The sequence below is a fragment of the Legionella sp. 227 genome (genome assembly GCF_043161935.1).
GTDB lineage: Bacteria > Pseudomonadota > Gammaproteobacteria > Legionellales > Legionellaceae > Legionella > Legionella sheltonii.
In genome coordinates this window covers 1,846,893-1,869,036 of record NZ_CP171154.1, presented here as the reverse complement: position 1 = coordinate 1,869,036, position 22,144 = coordinate 1,846,893, and the positions used below count along the sequence as shown (strand labels likewise).

Sequence of the window (22,144 nt, the reverse complement as noted above, 5' to 3'; positions counted from 1 at the left end):
TCATGAAAAAAATATTTTGGGATAATCCCTATCAACGCCAATTAATGACTCAAGTGGTGTCAATCAATGAAAATCGGCTACTTTTTGCAGAAACTATTGGTTTTTCGTTTTCGGGTGGACAGGAAAGTGATCAGGTTAGCGTGAATGGTTTGAGCGTCACTCATTCTGAAATAGAAGATTTCTTGATTTATTATACATTACCTTCGGGGCATGGGCTTTCTGAAGGGGATGTTGTCCTTATGGAAATTGACTTTGTTCGTCGCTACAAATTAATGCGCCTTCATTTTGCTGCTGAATTAATCTTGGAGCTGGTCCAAAGATTGCTTCCCATTAAAAAAATAGGTGCTCATATTGCTGAACATAAGGCTAGAATCGATTTTAACTGTAATCACAATATCTCGGATATCTTTGACTCTCTGCTGCTGGAGTACAATCAAATTATTGCAAAAGATATGGCTATACGCACTGGGTTTTCTGATGAGAAGAGTCAAAGACGTTATTGGGAAATCGAAGGATTCTCCAGGGTTTCTTGTGGTGGAACACATGTAAAATCAACCGCTGAAGTGGGTTATATTACGCTAAAAAGAGCAAATGTAGGTAAAGGTAAAGAGCGCATCGAAATTTATCTGGTGCAATAAGTCAGCTTAAATATAACCTTTATGAAGATTGGCTTTGACTCTTTAGATTTCTTTACATGTTTTATTCGTCATGCTGACAACAGCAATACCCATCCTAAGCGGAGCATTATTAATAATACATTAATATTATTCTGATATAATACAATAGGATCACTACAAATCCGTTTTAAAGGAATTAGCTTGAGCGAAAACTATGGAGTTATCAGAAAATGAAGTTCTATAATAACCTAGAATCCTTTATTTTTGCCTATCAGATGGGTTCCTTCGCTAAAGCAGCCAAACAACTGAATATCACGCAAGCAGCAGTTTCAATTCACATAAAAAACTTAGAAATTTATCTTGGTGAAACCCTCTTTGAACGAAATGCCAAATGCATTGTACCTACTCAAGCGGCTAAAAAACTTTTTTCTTTAATTTCAGAACCTTTTGATAAAATTAGAGATGTCGCCGAAAATTTCTCAAAGTATACAAATTTCATGAGTGGCGAAATCTACATAAGTTGTGTCAATGAGTTCGCCCAAAATTTAATAATGAAATCAATCGGGGTATGCCTTGAACATGAAATTAAATTAAGAATTAATTACATACCTAGAGATTCGGAAATTATTAATGAATTACAAAATAATACCATCGATTTTGGTATTACATCGATTAAATACGATAATCCTAATTTTGAATTTGTTAAATTATTTGATGATGAACTGGTACTTGTTGGCACCGAGCGATGGGAAAAATATATAGATAAAACGACAGAATCTTCGTTTAATGAAAGTCTTAAACACTTGCGGTGGCTCAGTTATGGAAATGACAAGCCTTTTATTCAAAGGTATTTTGAGCTTGCGCTAAATATAGCTCCTAATTTCATTGAACCCTCTCTTACGTTTACGGATCTCAATGGATTAGTTCAGTCGGTAATCAATGGTTATGGGGTCGCGTGTCTGCCTAAATCTTATTTATTACCTCATTTGGAAAATAAATTAATCGTGCAACTTTATCATCCAGAGCCCCCTCCTCGATATGCTTTATATTTGGTTTATAGAGCTAAAAGTTTATTACATAAGCGCATGAAATTTTTTAAGGATCTTGCTGCTCAATCAGCTCTTGATTAACTCAGTTTATTCACTTCGTAATCTTCGTTTTCTTCTTTTGTCTGGCACTTTGTGGATTTAAAGAGCCTTAAGCGATTTTGTTCTAAGCAATAGCCAATTATTATGACTTTAAACCTAAAAAGTGGGTTAGGACCAAGATGCCAAGGTATCCGCTGCTATTTCGCTCGTTCAGAATAGAGCAATGAATCGTGATAGTTCGTGTGATCCCATATTTCATCTTCAGATAAGCATGTTTCTATAAACTCAATTACCGCACCGTGTTCCTCAATCATCGCGACTCTAAAATCTTTTAAAGGAAAATAAGGCTCAAGAAGAACATGTTTTCCTTTTATCGCTTCATCAATACTCTCCACTTTATAAGCGATATGCGGTTGCGTTTGAATTAACGGATGGAGTGGGCAATTAGGACCAAATCGATGATATTGAATTCGGCCAGGTAATTCCCCACCGGAGGTATACGTATCCATAAGGGAGCTATAACGCTCTCCCGGACGGGGTTCTGTTATCGGAATTCCAACATGATGATATTGATAATTCATAATCAACCACTCAATGCTTAAACTGAATCACATTGTACCGAATTATTGTTCTGATATTAAGGACAAACACGGATACACGTTTTTCCCCAAAAGAAATGAACAATAGGAATTATTTTATATAAAAAATATAGATAAGACTGTTTCTGGATTTTGATTAATAACATTCCAGTAAATGCTAACTGGCCTGCACTTTTGGCAATAATATGTTAAGATTATCCAAAATATGATCATCATTCATAGGGTTCATCTTTTTTATGCTATCTAAACTATTTAACACCCACTATAAAAAAGAACCCATTTCTATGAGTGGCTCAATTAAAAAAATCACCTCGGCTCCAATTGTAGTCCCACCTGAGAAGATACTGCAATTATTGCAAGCCCCTGAATGTGCACAAGATAAAATTGGCGAGAAAACTTATAAAATTCTTCGCTTTTTAATAAGAACCAACGGGGAGCTTGTGTTTGCCCACGAGGGATATCCTGGTGGTCCTATTCCAGCCCATTGGCAGATGACTGGGGAAAACTCACCCTCAAAGGCATATTGTCTCACAGCAGGCAATGTTTATTTTGATAAAAAAAATAATTTATTAGAGCGCATTAACAATAAAAGTGGTGATTTTAGACCTCCATTTGATTCACTACAATTGGTTTTCCCTAAGTTGATTCAGGCTCAAATTCCACTGAGTAATACCCTGAAGATTCAAAAATTAGACAGCTCAGGTTGCCCAGAAGAACTTTTTCAAGTGAGCAAGAAAGAAATACTGGCCCATTTTAGTGCTGCTGAGCATCACCCAATCCCATTTGTAAACAATAAATATCTCGATGAAGACCTAAAAAGATTAGAACAATTCTGCAAAGAAAAATTGGCACTGAATAAAAAGAATCAGTTTGGTATGGAATACAGTGAGTCTATTAAACGTTTTTATTCTAAGGCTGTCGATATTCGTAAATCCAGTTTACCGATTAAAGAGATATCCCAACAGTTGAAAAAACTGGCACATCAGGAATTTCATCATCGGCACAGCACGAGACGCTTTCTTGCAGACATCATACTGATCATCAGTTGTTTTGGTGGTATAGGGCTGCTCGTAGGGTTTGGTCGCATGCGATGGGGAACTTCATTTTTTTTTCGTGATGCAAAAACAGCCCGCGAAAAGGAGCTTACGAATAATTGGATGAATAAAAATGCTGAATCCAATAAACAAGAGGCGCAAGTATTTAATAGTTACTCGCTGGAATAATGGCGTTTTTAGAGCCACCTGAATGTTCTCACACCCTCCTCCTTTTTTCTTCTTAGAAGAGACACTGTAAAATGACCCGCTCCAGAACAACTCAATCCGCTTGGGTGCTAAAAATATTTTTTACTCCTTGAATCTTTTTTTCCAAGGAACTCGAAATGGTTTGATGTTCTGTATGTAACGCAATTTGCCGTAAATCAAGACGAGAAATAATTTTCATCATGGTCGTATTATTGATTTTTCTTGCTTTCCTCAACGTACGTAACTCTTGATGGGCTCCCTCTAAAGCCGCATAGCGTAATTGTCGTTCGAATGTTAAGGCTAATATACTTTCTAATTTTTCATTTTCCGTTCCATGGTTTGATACAATAAATTGATTAAACGAATCCATTAATTTGTTTGCAACCTCAATACACAAAACCCTCTCACGCTCATTGGCCTCTTCACATAAGCGCTCCATTTTTATTTTGATTGCTTCTACAGCTGCTTTAGATAAGGCAAGCACCGCTTCATTTTCTTCATCTTGGGTATGTTTATGAAGCAAGTTTTTTAACCCTGGAGTAATCAAAGGCAAGAGCAAACTACTAATAATTAAAGAGCACAGAACAACACCAATCACAAGAATAATTAAAAGTTTACGCTCAGGAAAAGGTCCTCCATCGACCATATGCGGTAATGATAAAATCGCAGCCAAAGCAATTGCCCCACGGACACCGCCGAGTGAAAAAGTACTGATTATTTTTAAATTAGGAAAACGCCAGGAACTCTTATTACGTCTGGATATTAATCCTTCAAAAGGTAATGTTAAATAAATCCATAAGGTACGCAGAAGAATTAAGGTCACGGTAATAAGAACAACAATCATTGCGTATTCGGACAAACTATATCCAGTTGCTTTGAGGAACTTAATTGAATGGGGTAAATATAATCCCAAAAGGATAAAGATAATTCCGTTTAAAGTAATATCAAGAACCTCCCAAACAAAATGACCTTCAAGACGCATTTTGGCCATTGTTCGATCTAAAAATCCGGCCCGGTCTACTGTAAAACCTGCGGCAACAGTAGCCAATATCCCTGAAAAACCTAATTTTTCAGCAGCAAGATATACGGTAAAAGGTAAAAGCAGCAATAATAAATTTTCAGTAGTGGTTTCATGAACGTTATGTTTGGTTAACTTACCTAATAGCGAAATAAAAATATAAGTAAGAATTACCCCAACACCAATTCCACCAAGGCTAATGAACAAGAGGCTCCAGATTGCTGCCGTCAGCGAGAAAACTCCGGTTAACATCGCAGCAACCGCTAATTTAAACGAAACCAAGCCCGAAGCATCATTTAACAGTGCCTCGCCTTGTAATATATGCATGATGCGATCGGGTATGCGCGCTCCAGCGGTCATTGACCTAAGTGATACGGCATCGGTCGGTGAAAGTGCTGCCGCCAATGCAAATGCAGCAGGCAAAGGAATGAGCGGAATTAACCAATGCACCAAATAACCAATCCCAGCCACCGTAAAAAATACCAAACCAATCGATAACATAATGATAGGCCGGGTGTAGAGGAGAAACTCACGTTTTGGAAAATGCCAGCTGTCATTGAATAATAAAGGAGGGACAAACAACAACATAAAAAGTTCTGGATTAAATCCCACATCAAAGAAAGCGGGAAATAAATCGGCCAGAAGTGTCCCTATGGCAATTTGTATTAATGGCGTTGGCAGGAAGGAAACAAAGCGTGTAATGACACCAGAAATCACCAGTAGAAAAAGAAGAATTAAACAAATGACCACGCCTTCCATTGTTTTTATTACTCCTAAGATTTATTGAGATTAATCAATTAATGACTATTTCCCTGTTTGATCTTACCTTAAAACTCAAATCAAATTTGATGCATGAGCATTAACCCTCATTGAGTACTTACTTCTGTTGATTGTAATTCACTTCCATGGACGCGAATAGAGCTAATTAAGTGCTGATCAACGTTTTTCATTCTCATTAAGCTTCTTATAATAATTTTCAATTATAATAAATATACAAAGAGAGTATTTTTTATCTAAAATGTATGCCTGATAATTATGGTTTAAGTGAAATTGGTACTGTTGAAGATGCCACTGCTGCGTGGCAATCATTTTTTGGTCGTTTTTTTTCGCCGGAAATTCCACCAGGTGTTGATGTCACTTTTGATCCAACAGTACGCGTGTTTGTTCCTAGAGAAAATAAAAATGCTAAATACAAACATCCTGGGTTCATAGACCCCAATACAAAACAGTTTCCTGTAGATCCAGAAAGAACCCTACATTCTGATGATTTTGATGACTTTTTAAATGGCAATAAAATTACTATTCCGCCACATATGACTCTCAATGCTAAAGGTTTGGACCAGGTTGCAAAAGCGCTTGCCCGCGGGGATTTTGAAGACGAGGCCTTAAAAAAAGAAGAGCATATTTTTTATGCATTGTGGCTCTTTAAACAAAATAAAATCACCCGTCAACAAATGTCCACGATACTTGCTCGAGCGCAATTTACAGACCCTCTAAAAACGTTTCCTATCCTTGATGAGGCAGGTGAATTTACCAAAGAGGCACAAGAATTATGGCTCCCAACGATGCGGAAAAAAGCATATGGAGAGAATCTCACTGATTGGCACTTAGAGCGATTACGCTTATTGATTCAAGCGTTGCCCAAATCAGAACAAATTTTTTATCTTTCAGAATATAATCCCTATATCATTGCACCAATATTCTTTGTGTCTACATTGGGCAACGCTTTGCAAAGACTTGGTGCCTGGTACAGTATTCCCTACAATCAACAGCATTATGATCTACATATGTCCTTTGGTGTGATCGAAGCACTGCAAATTGCACAGCATGGAATCAACCATGCTACTGCGAGTCGGACAAAAATAGGCACGATAGGAATTGATTCAGTCAAAGAAGGAGTTGAATCCTATTATAGACCTACAGCGATTAGTATGCGCGATAGTGGAGTGGAAGCAACGACAAAGGGGATTCATGAATATCGTGAGACGCCAATGCCCGTAGTCACCGCACACGATTCGTATCATGCGAAACTACATAGTTCAATCAACCCTGAATTTCATATGATGCTCAATCATATGCATCAGATCATTTTCAAACACACCAAACAAAAATGGTCAAAAACAACTTGGGAGCTTGTGGATCGTGAATTCCATGCCTTTAGAACCCGCAAAGTAAGTTTGGACTCTCCAAAAGATGGCGCAAAATTATTTCAAGAATTGCTTCACCGCGATAATAGTGATAAGGCACGTTTATTCAGGAACTACAATCCTCCGAGATTGAGTGATGATGGATTTGCTATCGTTTGGAATATGGTAACTCACAGTGATGTTTGGAAAAATCTTTATAAAATTGATATTGATAGTTTAGAACATCCTTATCGTAAAGAAATTCAAAAAATAAAGACTTTTATCCAAATAGCGGGTAGTGATCATAAGTATCCCGAGATACTGACACTAAAGTATCGTCTTTTTAGTGCCACCTCTAATGCTGAATTTAAGAAAATTTGCAGATTACTCGATTCGCTTGAGGAGCAATTAATCGTTGAGGGCGATCAAAAAGTTACCAATAAAGAGCAAAAATTAGTATTTGGAAAACATACTGAAGATAAGGTTAAAAACTTAACAATCCTTAAATTCAAAAATTTTGGCCAAAGTATATCAATTGATGAAAGCTCAGTAAGGCAATTAATTCCTATCCTTGTAAATATGCAGCTTCTTTCTAAATTTGGTGAGAAAAATACAGAAAAAGTTCAAACAGAACTTAACAAAATCTCTGCGGGATTCAAGGAAAAAAAACAGCACCATGCCTTTTCAAAAGCACAACTGAATGCGTCGATCGCCACCTTTGCGACAATGACTGAAAAATTAGATTTCCTTGAGGCATGCTATGAAAAAATCGTTGATTCTACAAAAAACACTCAACGCCACGCAACAATAGGCAAGGCATTGAGTTTTTTTAAAAACCCATTATCGACCACTCAACGACAGCGCATTATTTTATTAAAAGAAAAACTCGATGAACTCGTTACTGAGTATAAGCAAGGTTTAAACAACGAGGAAGAGCGCAAAGAACTGCAATGGTATATGAAAAATAGGGGATCTAATCTGGCTGTTTGTCATACGGAACGATTTTATATGGATCTGGACTCAACCGTTCCTGCATTTAAATAATAAAAACCTAAATTCTAAGCATCAAAAAAACTTAAAACAGAATCCTGTACTGCCATCGTATCGTCAAAACCGAGTTTTATTAATTCTCGGGCGAATTTTTTTTCAAACAATAGAAAACTGAGTAAATCACCGGAATGACGTTTTGCACCAAGAAAATTCAGTAAGATCCGTAATAACATGGGTATATTGTTATAATGAGACTGAGCCACTGTTGCTATATCCACACTGGGGCGTAAATGTAACGTTTGAATAGGCCGCCAGGGAGCATGCTCTTTTTTCTCCAGGGGTAACATATGCGCCATCGAATTCATGTGACTCACCATTTCTAGATCACGCTCGAGGTTATCTAAAAATAATCCATTGACCATGCTGCCCAAAACACGTGTGAAATCAATCTCGCTACCCTGTAGTTTTTCTGGATTTTGTACATCAGGTAGTTTCCGAGTGCCAATAATTAAAATTTTATCTACTTGGCAACGGATAGCGCCACGTAGGGGAGCCGCTAATCCCACATGCCCATCTCCATAATGAAATCCATCTATTTTTGCAGGAGGAAAAAACAAGGGTAATGACGTGGACGCCAGGAAATACTCCATTTGCAGATTCACTCGTTGACTACTATGAAGCGGATCATTCCAATCCTCAAAATCCTCTGCATGATGCTGATAAAACGAGATGGTTCTTTGAGTTTCATAACAGCTGCTGATGATCTCCATCATGTCTAAGTGCTTATTTTTAATGGCACATTCCAAACTCTCAAAATGAATAATGTTCTTAATAAAATCCTGTAAAGGCGATGTATCAAGGATATGTCCTAAGAGACGTTGCTTCATCAGCATACTGCTCATATTACGCATAGCCGCTTTGCTTAGTGCATAATTACTGGACTTAAAAATATGTTCACAGGTAATATCACGCCATAATTCCTCTAACTTGTTGGCGCCAGCAGAAAAATCAAGCACATTTCCACCTAATACACCCGCATTAATACTGCCAACACTGGCTCCAGTAAGCATGTTGAAGGGAATTTTTTTTGAACCAAGAATGGTGTTGATCGCCTTGATCACCCCAGCCTGATAAGCTCCGCGGGCTCCACCACCCGCCAAATAAAGCGCTATTTTGGTCATTGCTGATTTTCTTAGAAAGAGAAGTAAAAATATAGCTTTGTTATCCGCTAGTGGCAAGTGCATCAGGTCGTATTACCCTGGCGCGAATATAGGGCTACTCTCCTTAATCTCAATTGATCATAAAATGCATCAACTGATTGACTTTTGCACTAAAAAGGAATACCATGAATCATGATTATTTTTTATACTCATCATGCAAGAACCTTTAGAAATCAAACATCCTTTTCTGAGGCGCGTTAAAGAAAGCGATTATCAGCGAGTTTGGGAAATATGGATGCAAGATCATATAATCCAATGGATGTCTTTTACTAAAAAAGATTTAGTATCCTTTAAAGCAACCTTTGACCGTCTCAATAAACAAAGCGACGTCTACGTCATGGTCGATTTAATCGATGACAAAGAAACAATTGTTGGTGTTCGTCGAATAAAATATCTCTCTGGACCTTATGAACATGTTGCGGAATTTTGTTCCATGGGAGTGGATAGCCAGTACCTCAATAAAGGCTATGGCAAAGTTTTTTGGAAAGAATTTGAAGAAATTGTAAAACAAAATCCTAAAGTTAAATGCATTCGTTTCACTCAAAGTGGCGGAAACAACAAAGCGTTCCATCTTTCGGATTCCATAGGTTATAAAACAGAAGCAGTATTTCCAGATTGGTTACAGCGTTCTGGAGAGGATCAAAAAAGTCATTATTATCTTATTGAACGCTTTAGTTATAAGATAATTGATGAAGCATTACTTGAAAAATCAAAATCTTTTGCATCAAAAAAATATGAACCAAAACTGCCGCCTCTCTTGGATGAAACATCCAGTCATTTAACCGTGCAACGAGCAAACAACAAAATTCAAGTGTTACACGATAAGACCCTGATCCTTGATTTTGATTATTATCCTGATGAAAGCGTGATTCAGCATATTGCCTTTCTCGAAGATCTTAAGATTTATCAAAATGATAAAAAACTTTGTACTGCTGCATTAAGATTGGCTTTAAATTCTATATTGACAGAGAACCGGGTAAAAAAACTTGAACTGTTCACTCATGACGACAAAGCTATAGAACTCTGCGCAGAATTAGGTTTTTGGATTCGTGGTGAACGGCCTGCGTCTTACTGCCAAGAAGATAAGTATTTAAACGAATTAGGTGTTGAGTACAGTTTTTTTGATATCAAGGATGCGCACTCTTTATTTAACAGTTTTAAACACAATGAAGGCATAACGGCAAAATTAAATGAGTTGCAGCAGATTATTAATTCCCTTGAAGAAAAAGGAGTTTGTGATTCATTCGGTAAAAATTATCTGGCAAATATAGTCTATCAGATTGTTCGTGATGAGCTTTTAGAACAAAAATTATATGTATCTCTAGAGGACAAACCATGGGAAAAAGTGTTAACCCAATGTCCTGAAGTATTTGCCCAAACAGCAAAACAATTACAGTCTGCTTTAATTATTTTACGCCACCCCCAAAAGGAAGAGGCTAAACCCAGCCAAATCGGAATATTCAGCGGATTTAAGCCCCCCTCTTCCGAGCAAGACACTGATACCAAAACATTGAGAACCAATCCATTGGATTACCTTTAAACAGATTATTTCGAACAAACGAGGAATCTCCTGAATGTGGCATGGATGATGTTTTGGGAAAGGTGTCACCATGAGGAGAGTCTTCCTCTTAAGCTCCTCAAGATAATGAAGTGATAATTTAGTGAAGAAAAAATTTTCTATTTATTAGTAAGTTATATAGTCCAATCCATTCAATATTACCTTCGTACCGGACAAAAAACCACTGAACTAAACTGTGCCCGTGCCCTTGCCCGGATTTTAATGGGAAGAACTGACCATTTTAATGAGCATAGAGACAATTCGGAATAACAAATCTCTGGCATCACTAAGTTTTTTTGTATCGATCAGGCCTAATTTCAGACCAATATCCAATATAGCAGCACATTCAGTTGCAGATCGCTTAGCCATACGATAGAAGCGATGTTTTTCGTGCCTAGCATATTCTCCTGCGCCTTCAGCAATATTAAGCGCTATTGATGAAGCTGCTCGTTGTAATTGATCTACAAGATAAGCTCGCCCTCTGGGTAGCTCTTCTAAGATTTCATCACTTAAAATGATGAATTCGATAGCCGCTTGATAAACGTCCAAGCGTTCATGATCAAAAGTCTATTTTCCATTTTTTATCCATATGTTGAGGTTGGCGTTTTTTCCATTATTCCATGATGACTGTTGGCTGCTTCAAGATAAAAAAATCTCTAACAATCTTGCCAATATGAACCATAGAAGCGCTGCAATTTAATACAAGATCTCGTATGATATCAAGACCGTATCGAAAATAACTTATCGCTTGACGGCCATGTTTCTTGATTTTGTTGCCTTTTGTTCATTTCGCCATTCACCCGTTTTGTAAGCCCAGCAAAAGGCAATAGTCAGCAAAGCCAGTAACTTTTCAATGCAGTCAATCTTGGTGATGTGCGTATCCTCAAAATGAAAACCCTTTGATTTTAAGCATGCAAACAAGCACTCGATTTCCCGGCGTTTTGCGTAGGTCAGGATAGATGCTAGTATTGATTCATCTGTTGCAACAACCAACAACTCTCCATCAGTGAGCCTTAATCCGCTTAAATAAACCTGTGTGGGTCTCCATAACAAAACATCCTTCTCTTCGCAGAAATCCAGATATTTTGGATAGTTCGCTGAGCTTCTTCAAGCGTAAAGTGAATCTCTCCAATCCTTTAAAATCCGGGCAAGGGCACGGGCACCATTAACATTGGGCACGGACACAGTTTAGTTCAGTGGTTTCTTGTCCAGTACGAAGCAATATTACTTAGAAGTATTGACAGAATCACCAACTAAGCTGTATATTAATAATACAAATATTTTTTACCGAATTTTTATGTCCCTTTCTACTGTACACCACAAGTTAAATAAAGAAGCAGCTTTCGCACAAGCGTTTGCTTGCTTTTTTTATTTTAGCTTTTTTAGCCCGCAGCTGGGTGGTCGGTAGAAAGTAACTAACACTCCAACCCCCAGCTTAGTCTGGGGGTTTTGGTACCCGAATTCCCAGACAATAAAAAGCATGGGAGTTGGATAGAACCCAAAGAGGAGTGTCCATCATGCACCATCAATCGCGAACACATCGTGCCCAGGCTCTATCCAAAGTACTTACTGTATGTAGGAGGGGATGATGAGCTATTCCGTCTTAAAGAAACTACCTCCTGTAGAAGAAATTATTCAAGAAATTCCATTGTCTCCTTTGGCCCACCAACAAATTGCTCGTGACCGGGAAGAGGTCAAAGCCATTTTAGAAGGTCGTGATAACCGTCTCTTAATGATAGTCGGACCTTGTTCTGCGTGGCCGAAAAAAGCCGTACTGGAATATGCTCACCGTTTAGTGCAATTAAACAAGAAAGTGAAAAACGAATTAAAACTCATTATGCGAGTTTATATTCAAAAACCGCGAACAACTAAGGGATGGACCGGTCCTGTAAACCAACCTGATTTATTCTCAGCTCCAGATATTGCATCTGGAATAAAATATACCCGAGATATGATGGTTAAGGTCATTGAAATGGGATTGCCCATTGCTGATGAAGCATTGTTTACCCATAATGCTAAAGGATTTCTGGAACTTCTGTCTTGGGTTGCAATTGGGGCCCGCAGTTCTGAAGATCAGGAGCATCGAATTTTTGCTTCCTCCTTAGACTGCGCAGTAGGATTAAAAAACCCCACTCACGGTTCACTGGCTATCGGCGTAAATAGTATTGTTGCCTCCCAACATGATCATGTTGCGGTATTCGATGGCTACGAAGTACAAACCCATGGAAATCCGCACGCGCATATGGTTTTACGCGGCTCCAATAATGCCCCTAATTATTCCATTGCCCATCTTAAAGAAGTAAAACATCATATGGACATGCATCAGATCATCAACCCGTCGATTATTGTTGATGTCAGCCATGATAATTGCTTGGTAGACGGCAAAAAAAATCACCAATTACAACCTGATATTGCTTTAAACGTTTTAGAAAGCATTCAAAGCCACCCCGATTTAAAAAAGTTGGTTAAAGGTTTCATGGTGGAAAGTTTTATCAAAGAAGGGAATCAAAAAGTTGATGCGATGAATCCGGACGACCTTGATTTAAGCGGGCTATCGATTACGGATCCATGCCTCAGTTGGGAACAGACTGAAACGTTTTTGCTGGAACTCGCTAAGATGCGCTCTTTAGAAACAAATGAGTTAGCAATGGAGATACAGGTATGAATACTTTATTTGGTATTTCAGGAGATGCAGGTTCGTTTTCTGAAGAAGCGGCCTTGGTGTATGCGAAGCAAAAAGGGCTAGCTCCAACTCTTGTTCACTTACTGGATATGGAGGGTGTTCTGCATGCAATCGAAAATGAACGTATCGATCTGGGTATAGTGCCTGTCGTAAATCTTATAGGTGGATTGGTCAAGCCAGCATTCCAAGCCATGGGAAGACATTTATTTACTCCTATTGATGAACTATGGCATGAAATCAATCAATGTCTCCTCGTACGACCAGGCATTCAATCCCATCAAATTACGCACATTGTGTCACATCCTCAAGGGTTTGCCCAATGCCGTCAGTTTCTACAAAAAAATTTCAGCAACACGGAACAACTGGAATGGATTGATACAGCAAAAGCAGCCAAGGACTTAGCGGAGGGAATATTGCCACCCCATTCAGCAATCATTGCCTCAGCACGTTGTGCCGAACTGTATGGTTTAGAAATAAAGACAGCAAAAATCCAAGACAGCCATCCCAATCGAACTGCTTTTATCCTGGTAAAAAACGCACGACTTCTCAAGTAAGGAGGATATCATGCCTACACTAGAAGAATTGAGAAAACAAATTGAACAGACTGATGCTTGCATCATTGAAATATTGGCAAAGCGTCAAGAACTTTCGAAACAAATTGGTGCGCTAAAATCGCAAGAAGGAAAAAAAGTACTGGACCGCTCGCGTGAAAAGCAATTGTTTGAGTATTATGAACATTTGTCCAAGCAGTACCACTTGCAAGAGGAATTTATTAATCGCTTATTCAAAATCATCATATCCAACTCGAGAAAGGTGCAAAAATAATGAATCATTTTATAAAGAAGAGGTTACCTGAAGATTCTGCAACCGTGGCGATTAATTCATTAGCCCAACTAAAAATAAATGAAGGGATTAAAATTTATAACCTCAGCGCCGGTGAGCCCAAACTTCCCCCCTATCCCTCAATTGTTACAGCGACTACATACGCCCTGGAACAAGGACAAACCCTTTACCCTCCAGCAGCAGGTGTTCCAGAATTACGGGCCTTAGCCAGTTCCTGGATGAATAAAACCTATAGTTGTGCGTTTAAAAAAGAAAACTGTCTGGTCGTAAATGGTGGAAAATTTGGAATCTATCTGCTGTTGCAATTATTAGTTCAACAAGACGATGAGGTCATTATCCCCGCCCCCTATTGGGTCTCTTACCCAGCCATGACTCAATTATTTGGCGGGAAACCTGTCATCGTTGACACCTTGGAAGCAGAGGGATGGAAGTTGACACCCCAGTCACTTAAAAAAGCATGTTCACCGCAAAGCAAGCTTCTAATTCTCAATAACGCCACCAATCCAACTGGCACATTATATAGCGAAGATGAGCTTATTGAACTGTTGCGCGTTGCGCAGGAACATGATCTGCTTGTTATCGCGGATGAAGTATACAGTGCCCTCACCTATGATGCGCATACATATATATCGTGTGGCTCTTTTCCCCAATATCAAGATCGGGTTGTTGTTATTCAAAGTTGCTCAAAAAATTTTGCCATGACGGGCTGGCGAATTGGTTTTGTTTTCGCACCCCAATCCATGATTCAACCCTTAACTGCCTTGGTTAGTCAGAGCACCAGCGGCGTGACTACTTTAAGTCAATGGGCAGCCATTGCGGCCTTAACCGAAATAAATGGTGTCCATATATGGGTACAACAATGTATGCAAAAAAGAAGAGATACACTTGTTAAGGCTTTAAATGATGCGTTTGGCTTAACCTTAACTTCCCCAGCTTCATCACTCTATCTGTTCCTGTCATTAAAAAGCCTGGGGTTTAACAAGGCAAGCTCGGAAGAATTTTGTAAACAGGCTTTGGAAGAAGCTCATGTTGCCCTGGTTCCAGGAATTGCATTTGGCAAAGAAGGTTATGTGCGGATGTCTTTTGGAGCCGACGAAAACGATTTAAAAGCAGGAGTTGATGCATTAGCTCAATGGCTGTATTCCCAATAAAAGCAGACACTGCCAACTCAACTCCTTTAAAAAACGACTCACTAAGACGTCCCTGGTGTTCAGCCTCTGTATGCGCCAGACTCTTAATCGACCAACAATTCAAATTTTAACCTACATGACCACTATGTTTACATTAAAGGCAATCAATGTGTATAATTAATAATCATCCATAGAAAAGGTGCTGTCATGGTCAAGATTGTTGTCCAAAAAGATAACCATGAGCTCGTTTTGCTGGATACAGAAAACATCAGGTTAAGTGAAGCATCAGAATATTATAAAAAACTTTCATCCTTCGAAAAGATAGATGAAGCCTTGGAAGTCATGTCGGGTTTTGATATGGGCGACAAAGACAATTGGAGAGTCGCAATACTGTTCAAGAGTCTAAAGAAGAAACAAGAAGATTCTAAAGAATCAGAGATCAACTCACTCTTACAACAGTGCAAGAATTTTTCATCAATTTATATACCTAATTCGGAACAGCTTGCAAGCATGAAGAAATTACGCTGTTATCGAGTAGGGGCAGATGCTGGAGCAGGATTTAAAGACGGTGATTTAGATATTCTAGGGACCGAAGGATTGTTACACTGTACCGGTGTTTTGGTCGCCACAACAGATGCAAAAGGCACGCCTTGTTATTATGTCGCACATATATTTGGTGATCGAACCACAACAAGCGCCGTTCAAGAAGAATTAGATCGAATTCTTTCTGACCTACAAAAGCTTACAGACAGAAAACTCCGTTGGTCGGACTTAGAAGATCAAGTGACCTTAGTAGGTCCTGGAAGCGAATATGAAGAACCAAGCCTATGCTATAAACAAACTTTTAAATTATTAACGCAAGCAAAAGCAAATCCTACACCTTTATTTGGTGATAGCGTTGCTTTCAACATCACGGGAGAAGGCGAATTAATCATATTAGATCCTCAGGCACAATTAAACGAGGGGACTCAATCCCAACAGCCGAGGGTAGGCCATGGTATATATTCTCCAGTTGATAATAGAGACGGTGATGAGCCACTAACAACGATTGAGCAACAAATTGCCGATGCAATTTCAGCGGATAATTTTCCGTATAAAGATCATTCAGTGGTGAGTAAATTATAATTGGAATTTTTTCAGATCAATCCGACACAGGGATGAAAAGATGGGTCTACAAGCTCCCAATTTTTACTTGCCGACTTAATCTCTTCATTTGATTCAGCTTCGAATGATGCTAACAATCATATCGCCACTGTGCACACAAAGGTTCCATTTTAAATTGTAAAAAAATCGCAATAAATTGCGGTTTAATTGCTGCTGTCATTTATTATTGAGTTATATTATTACAAGTTGATTTTTTTTTATTTTTATAAAAAGATTATTGTGGAGATACATTATGTCGATGTCTGAAGAGGAAATGAGAAACAGATTATTAACCGAAAAAGCTCAAGAAGCGGAAGAAAAAAAGAAACATCAGCAGCAAGAATTAGAGCTTGAAGAGCAAAATAGAAGAAAAACAATAATCAAACCAGAACAAATAAATAAGGATTGGCCCAAAATAGTTGAAGATTTCAAAAAACAATATGGCAAAGAGCCTGACAAAAATGGTGCACTGGTTTTTGATTCACCCGAAGAAGTAACCAAATTTTTCCTAGCACAAGCCACTGCGACACCCCCCCGAGAATTTCATGGTGTCCAATTAGGTCAAGATGGCAAGCCCATAGATAACCACGTATATTCCTGTGGTAGTGGCCATCTTTTTCAAGGCAGCTTAAAGGAAATTCAAACTCAGATAAAAAAAGCTTTAGAAAATGATCCTGAAAATCAAAAACTCAAAAATGGGCAAGCATATATTGAAAATTTAATAAATCCCCAGAAAACTATTGAGATGCGCCGCAACATAAGTGACTTGAAAAGTACTGGAGAAGAAGCCTTATCCGAATCACACAGAAATTCCATGGGCAGCAGTTTTTAATCACCACAGATAGCCTGTATAGGCTATTTTTCCTGTGTATGAGTCCACTTATTCTTCTATTTTTTTAAGTTTTTTTACATATTCCTATACGTAATGCATTTCAGCTGGAGTTAAGACCTACATAAAAATGGCTAAACCCATGTTGGTGCATTGAAGTGACTTAAGACAAACTCTATAATTTCATTTAATTAAAAATCACAGGATAGAGCATGAAAATAGAAGAAACTACTCAACCAGTTGAAACCTTAACCAATGAAGATTATTCCAAGGCAATGAACTTTATCGGTCAAAATTTATTGTCCTCTTTAGTACAATCAGTGGAAAAATTACCGCCTCATTTTCGTAATAGCAATGTCATATCCCAGGCGCTCGCTGCATTTTTGGCGAATATTATTTACAAACAAACCCCGGGAAATCCTGAGTCCCGCCAACAAATGCTTGAGGCAATGACCAACCTAGTGCGAATGCAACTGAACAATGTCCCAAATCCATCAAAATAAGAATGGAATGATTCCGTATTAATTGATACGGAATCAAAGATAAGCCGCATTAAATTCAGCTTCACTCATAAACAATCGTTTTTCCTTGAAATTGCCTAGATGAATGTTTTTTTCACGGTATTTGTTAAAAAATTTAACTGGCTTGTAAATTATTTGTGGCGGTTGGTACGTATTATTTGCCCGATATTCATTATAATTCGGGTTTATTTTACGAAGGTTATCATCTAATAACTGAATCGAAGTGTCTAAATTGGCTATTGGCGTCGATAAAATAAAAACGAGCCGATTACCCGATCTACAATCAAGATAAACGGCAAAATCATGAATAGGTTGCTTGAGTGCATGAGCAAGCCCTTCCACCACCTGTTTTATTTCAGAAACAAGGATTTTTTCAGAAATTAGGGAAATTTGTTCTTTTGCACGCGCAAAAAATTTGAAGGTAAGTGGTTTCACAGAGGTGATCTCAATAATATCTTCCATTTCATAATTGATTAAGCCGGCAAGGGTTGTGACATAAATAAGATAACGCTCGCCCTCTTTTAGCTCATGCAATTGCAAGAACTCGGAATCATCTCGATTCTGTTTAAATTGATAAAAGACATCAAAGGGATTAAAAACAAGGCCAGGCCAATCACTATGTAACGTATGCCCAAAAAAGCCCTCCGCAGCAGAATAATGCTCTAAAAATAGGAGCTTTTTCTCAGTGCTTACATCACCTATCCAACTTTTTTTAAGGTAATCGATCTGCGAAGAAGATAAAAAATTTCCTCCATAGACACACACCGATAAATTACTCCATAACTGCTGCAGATAATTTACATTAAAATAGGATAATGCTTTTGCAGTAACTAATTGGATAATCGCAGGAAAACCTAAAATCATGCGAATATCTTGATCTTTAATTTCTTCAAAAATACGTGTCATTCGTATTTGTGCATCTGGAATAGACAATGTTTTTGCAGATGGGTATAGCAAGTCCTTATAAAGCCAATGCCGCTTTGAATTCATATAACCAGATATGAAGCCTACAGGCAAAGCAGTAGGAGAATCATAGATATAGGGTTGCGCACTCAAATACAGCGCCTTGCCATCAAATAACTCCTCAGGATTATTTAATTCATTGGAAAACCCTGCATATAAGCTAAAACTAATGCGTACCAAGTTGTTGATTAAACTTGGGGTTATTGGAATGTATTTGGGACCACCAGTAGTTCCTGAGGTTAAAGAAATGGCTTTAATAGGCTCCCAACTGAAGAATCCCTGTTTCCCTTCATGATAGATTTTTTCAAACTCAGGCCGTAACATTTCATAATTAAAAGCAGGTAGTGTTCGTGCATTATCCATAGTTTTTAATCGAGATAAGCCACATTGGATGCCAAGCTCTGTCTTTCTGCACGTATTGATAATTTTTTTAAGTGCTGCATTCTGATAAGGAAAGGGATCATAAGCGCTTTTTTCGATTTTTTTGGCGTAATGACGAATAATGGGGATACCAAAATTTTTTAGAATCCAATGGCGGAACATGCTTCTGGCCTATAGTTTATAAAAACAAAATGTCTCATTACATTTAAGTTTAGATTATGGGCAATTAGTTTGTCTTAACCGGAGATTTTAATTCAGTGATAAAACAACTCACCTGAGTCTCATTCACCAAATAAGAAATCATGAGTAGACGGAACACTTTATAATATTTCTAAGCTGGTTGATTTATAAAATCCAATACTGTTCCTATAATTTAGGATAAACCCCATGTATCTTTGAACTTTTAATCAATTAAAATTAGGAACTAAGGTTTTAATTTCTCAATGGACTTGAACATGATTATTTCCTCTATTACTGACTATCGTGAAGCGGCTCGACGGAAACTTCCTCGATTTTTGTTTGATTATATTGATGGCGGTGCTTTTGCCGAACAAACACTTAAGGCCAATACTGAAGATCTTGCCAAGGTACTATTACGGCAAAGGATTTTAAAAAATGTAGGACATCTCAATTTTGCAACAGAACTCTTAGGACAAAAGCTGGCAATGCCAGTCATCTTAAGCCCCGTAGGCCTTACCGGAATGTACGCCCGGCGAGGTGAGGTCCAAGTAGCCAAAGCAGCTGCAGAAAAAGGAATACCTTTTGCCTTATCTACAGTTTCTGTATGCTCTTTGGAAGAAGTATCCGCTCATAGTTCCCAGCCTGTCTGGTTTCAACTGTACGTACTCAAAGATCGCGGCTTTATGCAGAGTATGCTGGAACGGGCTCAAACTTGTGGTGTGACTCATCTGGTATTCACAGTAGATATGTCCACTCCCAGTGCTCGCTATCGAGATGCACGCTCAGGAATGTCTGGGCCATTTGCGCGTGAACGTCGATTCTTGCAAGCCCTAATGAAACCCTCCTGGGCTTATCAGGTGGGCATTATGGGACGTCCACATGATCTCGGAAATATTTCGACCTATTTAAAAAAATCGATAGGACTAAAAAATTATATAGGGTGGTTAAATAACAATTTTGATCCCTCAATCAGTTGGCGAGATCTGGAATGGATACGTCATTTTTGGAAAGGCCCCTTACTCATCAAAGGAATACTTGATCCAGAAGATGCAAAAGATGCTGTAACATTCGGGGCAGATGGAATTATCGTCTCTAATCATGGCGGGCGGCAACTTGACGGCGTATTATCTACCGCAAAAGCGCTGCCTATGATTGCAGATAAGGTCCATTCAGACCTCACAATTCTTGCTGATTCAGGGGTGCGCTCGGGGCTCGATGTGGTACGAATGCTGGCTCTAGGCGCCCAAGCAGTGCTTCTAGGTAGACCGACAGCATATGCTTTAGCGGCAAGAGGACAAGCTGGAGTGGAACATATGCTTGAGTTGATACGAAACGAAATGGGTATTGCCATGACCTTGATGGGCGTAGGTACGTCTACAGAAATTAACCGAACTCATCTTTGTCCTGGTTCATGAATTCGAAATCATCCCCCTTTAACACTTTGCTCTACTTCTGAGCATCCTAACGCCCTTTAAGACTTCGTTCCTTTCCTTAGCTAGGTGTTCTTAACACCTGTGGCTTTATTCAGCATCAGTGGTATTAATCTGGTAAAATAAAAATAACATTTACAGCTAAATGCGATATACCTCTGTTGGGTCTATTATGAAATACATCATGCATGCAAATGCAATCCGACGTGAAAGCGATTTAAAAATTGGTGCAGGCAGTGAGATGAGTTGTAACACTATAAATAACCTAATAATTTTTTAGGAGCCAATATATGGAAAATAAATTGGAACTTATTGAAAATGAATCTTCACCTCAGCGACTACCCGTCAAAGAATGTGAAGTGAGTCCTAATCCGCAAGGCACCAATTTGTTCTTTACAGTTCAGCACAAGAACAATTTCGCTCCTTTGTATCCCAAAAAATTATCTATTGCTCATGTTGCCCAAGGAGCTATGAGTGGCGATTGTTATCTTCTCTCGGTCATCAATGCAATCCTTGCTTTACCGAATGGAGAACAATACATTCGTGAAGCAATGATTGATAAAAATAATAAAATTTATGTCCGTTTTTTTAAGGATGATAAGCCGCAATGGCTCATTATTCAAAAATCATTACCTACATCTTGGGGTATTTTAAGTTCGGGCAAAATCTGGGTCCGTTTTCTTGAAAAAGCCTATGTTACTTTTATGGGCGGCAATTATAATAAAACGCTAACCAGCGGCGATAGTCGAACCGCGTTAAAAGCATTTCTTGGGGGTTTTACTGAATCAATCCCTATCCCGCAACAAGCACAATCCCCCCTTGCTCAATTATATAAAAAAGTAATTTATGGCTGTAATGGTAAAGACATTTATTCTTTAATTTTTCTGTTGCGCCCTCATGATAAATTAGCAAGTATCACCAATATGCTCCAATATATTTTTGCGGATCAGCAAACGCTATTGCATGAGTGGTGGAACTGGGTCCATTTGAATCAAAAGTACATCGAGCAATTGCTTGAAGAAAATCCCTTTTTAACAAAAGAAGCGTTCATTTACTTTTTAGAACAACGAATGCATCACAGCATAGCTCCCCCAGTTACAGCGATTTCAGCCGTCACACGCTGGTTGCACCGTTATGCAATTTTGCCAGGAGAAAACGAGTACAGTTATGATGAGGTTGATTTGTTCCTTTCATTAAAAAAAGCTCATACAGAACAAAAACCCATCGTCTGTAGTCCTAAAGAAGATCCGCCTGAAGGAATTACCATGCAGCATACCTATGCGTTGATTGACACTATGGAAAGTAAACTAACTCATCGAAAATTTGTCATTCTTCGCAATCCACATCATGAAAACCGTCATTGGTTCTCTCATTACCTCTTCTATGGCGGACGATATTCAATCGAACAAGAAGAAAATGGACAAATTCAATTGATTACTTTACCAGTAAGACGCTCTACTTTTACTATGGAACTCAGAGATTTTGCTCATGCATTTGCGTATGTTGATTGTGGCCGCTCTTTGTTAGACAAACAACTTCAACAAGAACTTGAACACAGCGCTACTTTTAAAAACTATGGATAAT

General features: G+C 38.4%; 19 protein-coding genes and 1 pseudogene. 14 read left to right on the top strand and 6 right to left on the bottom strand.

Annotated features, from left to right (window positions below):
- Positions 1 to 2 precede the first annotated feature (2 nt).
- Together ACF8MK_RS07950 and ACF8MK_RS07945 are read left to right on the top strand one after the other, a co-directional pair.
- Positions 3 to 638 carry an alanyl-tRNA editing protein gene (locus ACF8MK_RS07950; RefSeq protein ID WP_392538849.1) on the top strand — a complete coding sequence of 212 codons (636 nt, stop codon included), beginning with the start codon at positions 3 to 5 and terminating at the stop codon, positions 636 to 638.
- Positions 639 to 847: 209 nt separating this feature from the next.
- Positions 848 to 1,747, top strand: a complete 900-nt coding sequence (locus ACF8MK_RS07945) for a LysR family transcriptional regulator (RefSeq protein ID WP_392538848.1) — start codon at positions 848 to 850, stop codon at positions 1,745 to 1,747.
- A 155-nt stretch (positions 1,748 to 1,902) separates the two neighbouring features.
- Here ACF8MK_RS07945 and ACF8MK_RS07940 read toward each other — a convergent pair whose 3' ends face one another.
- Positions 1,903 to 2,286 (bottom strand): helicase, encoded by a 384-nt coding sequence (locus ACF8MK_RS07940; RefSeq protein ID WP_392538847.1) that lies wholly within the window; start codon positions 2,284 to 2,286, stop codon positions 1,903 to 1,905.
- A 254-nt stretch (positions 2,287 to 2,540) separates the two neighbouring features.
- Here ACF8MK_RS07940 and ACF8MK_RS07935 point away from each other — a divergent pair, with 254 nt between their 5' ends.
- Positions 2,541 to 3,527 (top strand): hypothetical protein, encoded by a 987-nt coding sequence (locus ACF8MK_RS07935; RefSeq protein ID WP_392538846.1) that lies wholly within the window; start codon positions 2,541 to 2,543, stop codon positions 3,525 to 3,527.
- Between the two features lie 91 nt (positions 3,528 to 3,618).
- Here the strand turns inward: ACF8MK_RS07935 and ACF8MK_RS07930 are convergent, their stop codons facing one another.
- Positions 3,619 to 5,322 carry a Na+/H+ antiporter gene (locus tag ACF8MK_RS07930; protein WP_392538845.1) on the bottom strand — a complete coding sequence of 568 codons (1,704 nt, stop codon included), beginning with the start codon at positions 5,320 to 5,322 and terminating at the stop codon, positions 3,619 to 3,621.
- Between the two features lie 263 nt (positions 5,323 to 5,585).
- On the opposite strand from ACF8MK_RS07930, the gene ACF8MK_RS07925 reads away from it, so the two are divergent.
- Complete coding sequence (locus ACF8MK_RS07925) at positions 5,586 to 7,733, top strand: hypothetical protein (protein WP_392538844.1); 2,148 nt, start codon at positions 5,586 to 5,588, stop codon at positions 7,731 to 7,733.
- A 14-nt stretch (positions 7,734 to 7,747) separates the two neighbouring features.
- On the opposite strand, the gene ACF8MK_RS07920 is transcribed toward ACF8MK_RS07925, so the two are convergent.
- On the bottom strand, positions 7,748 to 8,860 hold the full coding sequence (locus tag ACF8MK_RS07920) for a patatin-like phospholipase family protein (protein ID WP_392538843.1): 1,113 nt from the start codon (positions 8,858 to 8,860) through the stop codon (positions 7,748 to 7,750).
- 274 nt (positions 8,861 to 9,134) lie between these two features.
- On the opposite strand from ACF8MK_RS07920, the gene ACF8MK_RS07915 reads away from it, so the two are divergent.
- On the top strand, positions 9,135 to 10,439 hold the full coding sequence (locus ACF8MK_RS07915) for a GNAT family N-acetyltransferase (protein WP_392538842.1): 1,305 nt from the start codon (positions 9,135 to 9,137) through the stop codon (positions 10,437 to 10,439).
- 237 nt (positions 10,440 to 10,676) lie between these two features.
- On the opposite strand, the gene ACF8MK_RS07910 is transcribed toward ACF8MK_RS07915, so the two are convergent.
- Both ACF8MK_RS07910 and ACF8MK_RS07905 read right to left on the bottom strand, forming a co-directional pair.
- The gene (locus ACF8MK_RS07910) at positions 10,677 to 11,006 is read right to left on the bottom strand and encodes a four helix bundle protein (RefSeq protein ID WP_392538841.1); all 330 of its coding nucleotides are present in this window, start codon (positions 11,004 to 11,006) and stop codon (positions 10,677 to 10,679) included.
- 145 nt (positions 11,007 to 11,151) lie between these two features.
- Positions 11,152 to 11,507 (bottom strand): annotated as a pseudogene (locus tag ACF8MK_RS07905) (IS4 family transposase); the annotation flags it as partial.
- 538 nt (positions 11,508 to 12,045) lie between these two features.
- On the opposite strand from ACF8MK_RS07905, the gene ACF8MK_RS07900 reads away from it, so the two are divergent.
- The 7 genes from ACF8MK_RS07900 (at position 12,046) to ACF8MK_RS07870 (ending at position 17,588) form a co-directional block, all read left to right on the top strand.
- Positions 12,046 to 13,122, top strand: a complete 1,077-nt coding sequence (locus ACF8MK_RS07900; RefSeq protein WP_392538840.1) for a 3-deoxy-7-phosphoheptulonate synthase — start codon at positions 12,046 to 12,048, stop codon at positions 13,120 to 13,122.
- On the top strand, positions 13,119 to 13,694 hold the full coding sequence (locus tag ACF8MK_RS07895; protein WP_392538839.1) for a prephenate dehydratase: 576 nt from the start codon (positions 13,119 to 13,121) through the stop codon (positions 13,692 to 13,694). Before ACF8MK_RS07900 ends, ACF8MK_RS07895 begins: the two co-directional genes overlap by 4 nt.
- 10 nt (positions 13,695 to 13,704) lie before the next feature.
- Positions 13,705 to 13,965 (top strand): chorismate mutase, encoded by a 261-nt coding sequence (locus tag ACF8MK_RS07890; RefSeq protein ID WP_265703239.1) that lies wholly within the window; start codon positions 13,705 to 13,707, stop codon positions 13,963 to 13,965.
- Positions 13,965 to 15,134 (top strand): pyridoxal phosphate-dependent aminotransferase, encoded by a 1,170-nt coding sequence (locus tag ACF8MK_RS07885; protein ID WP_392538838.1) that lies wholly within the window; start codon positions 13,965 to 13,967, stop codon positions 15,132 to 15,134. The genes ACF8MK_RS07890 and ACF8MK_RS07885 overlap by 1 nt, the downstream gene beginning before the upstream one ends.
- Positions 15,135 to 15,320: 186 nt before the next feature.
- Positions 15,321 to 16,238, top strand: a complete 918-nt coding sequence (locus ACF8MK_RS07880) for a hypothetical protein (protein WP_392538837.1) — start codon at positions 15,321 to 15,323, stop codon at positions 16,236 to 16,238.
- 271 nt (positions 16,239 to 16,509) lie between these two features.
- Positions 16,510 to 17,088 carry a hypothetical protein gene (locus ACF8MK_RS07875; RefSeq protein ID WP_392538836.1) on the top strand — a complete coding sequence of 193 codons (579 nt, stop codon included), beginning with the start codon at positions 16,510 to 16,512 and terminating at the stop codon, positions 17,086 to 17,088.
- Positions 17,089 to 17,297: 209 nt separating this feature from the next.
- Positions 17,298 to 17,588, top strand: coding sequence for a hypothetical protein (locus ACF8MK_RS07870; protein WP_392538835.1), 291 nt, complete (start codon positions 17,298 to 17,300; stop codon positions 17,586 to 17,588).
- Between the two features lie 33 nt (positions 17,589 to 17,621).
- On the opposite strand, the gene ACF8MK_RS07865 is transcribed toward ACF8MK_RS07870, so the two are convergent.
- Positions 17,622 to 19,112: a GH3 auxin-responsive promoter family protein gene (locus tag ACF8MK_RS07865; protein ID WP_392538834.1), complete on the bottom strand. Its 1,491-nt coding sequence runs from the start codon at positions 19,110 to 19,112 to the stop codon at positions 17,622 to 17,624.
- Positions 19,113 to 19,405: 293 nt separating this feature from the next.
- Here ACF8MK_RS07865 and lldD point away from each other — a divergent pair, with 293 nt between their 5' ends.
- Entirely contained in the window at positions 19,406 to 20,545 is a 1,140-nt protein-coding gene (gene lldD / locus ACF8MK_RS07860) for an FMN-dependent L-lactate dehydrogenase LldD (RefSeq protein ID WP_265703233.1), read from the top strand.
- Positions 20,546 to 20,850: 305 nt separating this feature from the next.
- Positions 20,851 to 22,143 (top strand): C2 family cysteine protease, encoded by a 1,293-nt coding sequence (locus ACF8MK_RS07855; RefSeq protein ID WP_392538833.1) that lies wholly within the window; start codon positions 20,851 to 20,853, stop codon positions 22,141 to 22,143.
- Position 22,144 lies beyond the last annotated feature (1 nt).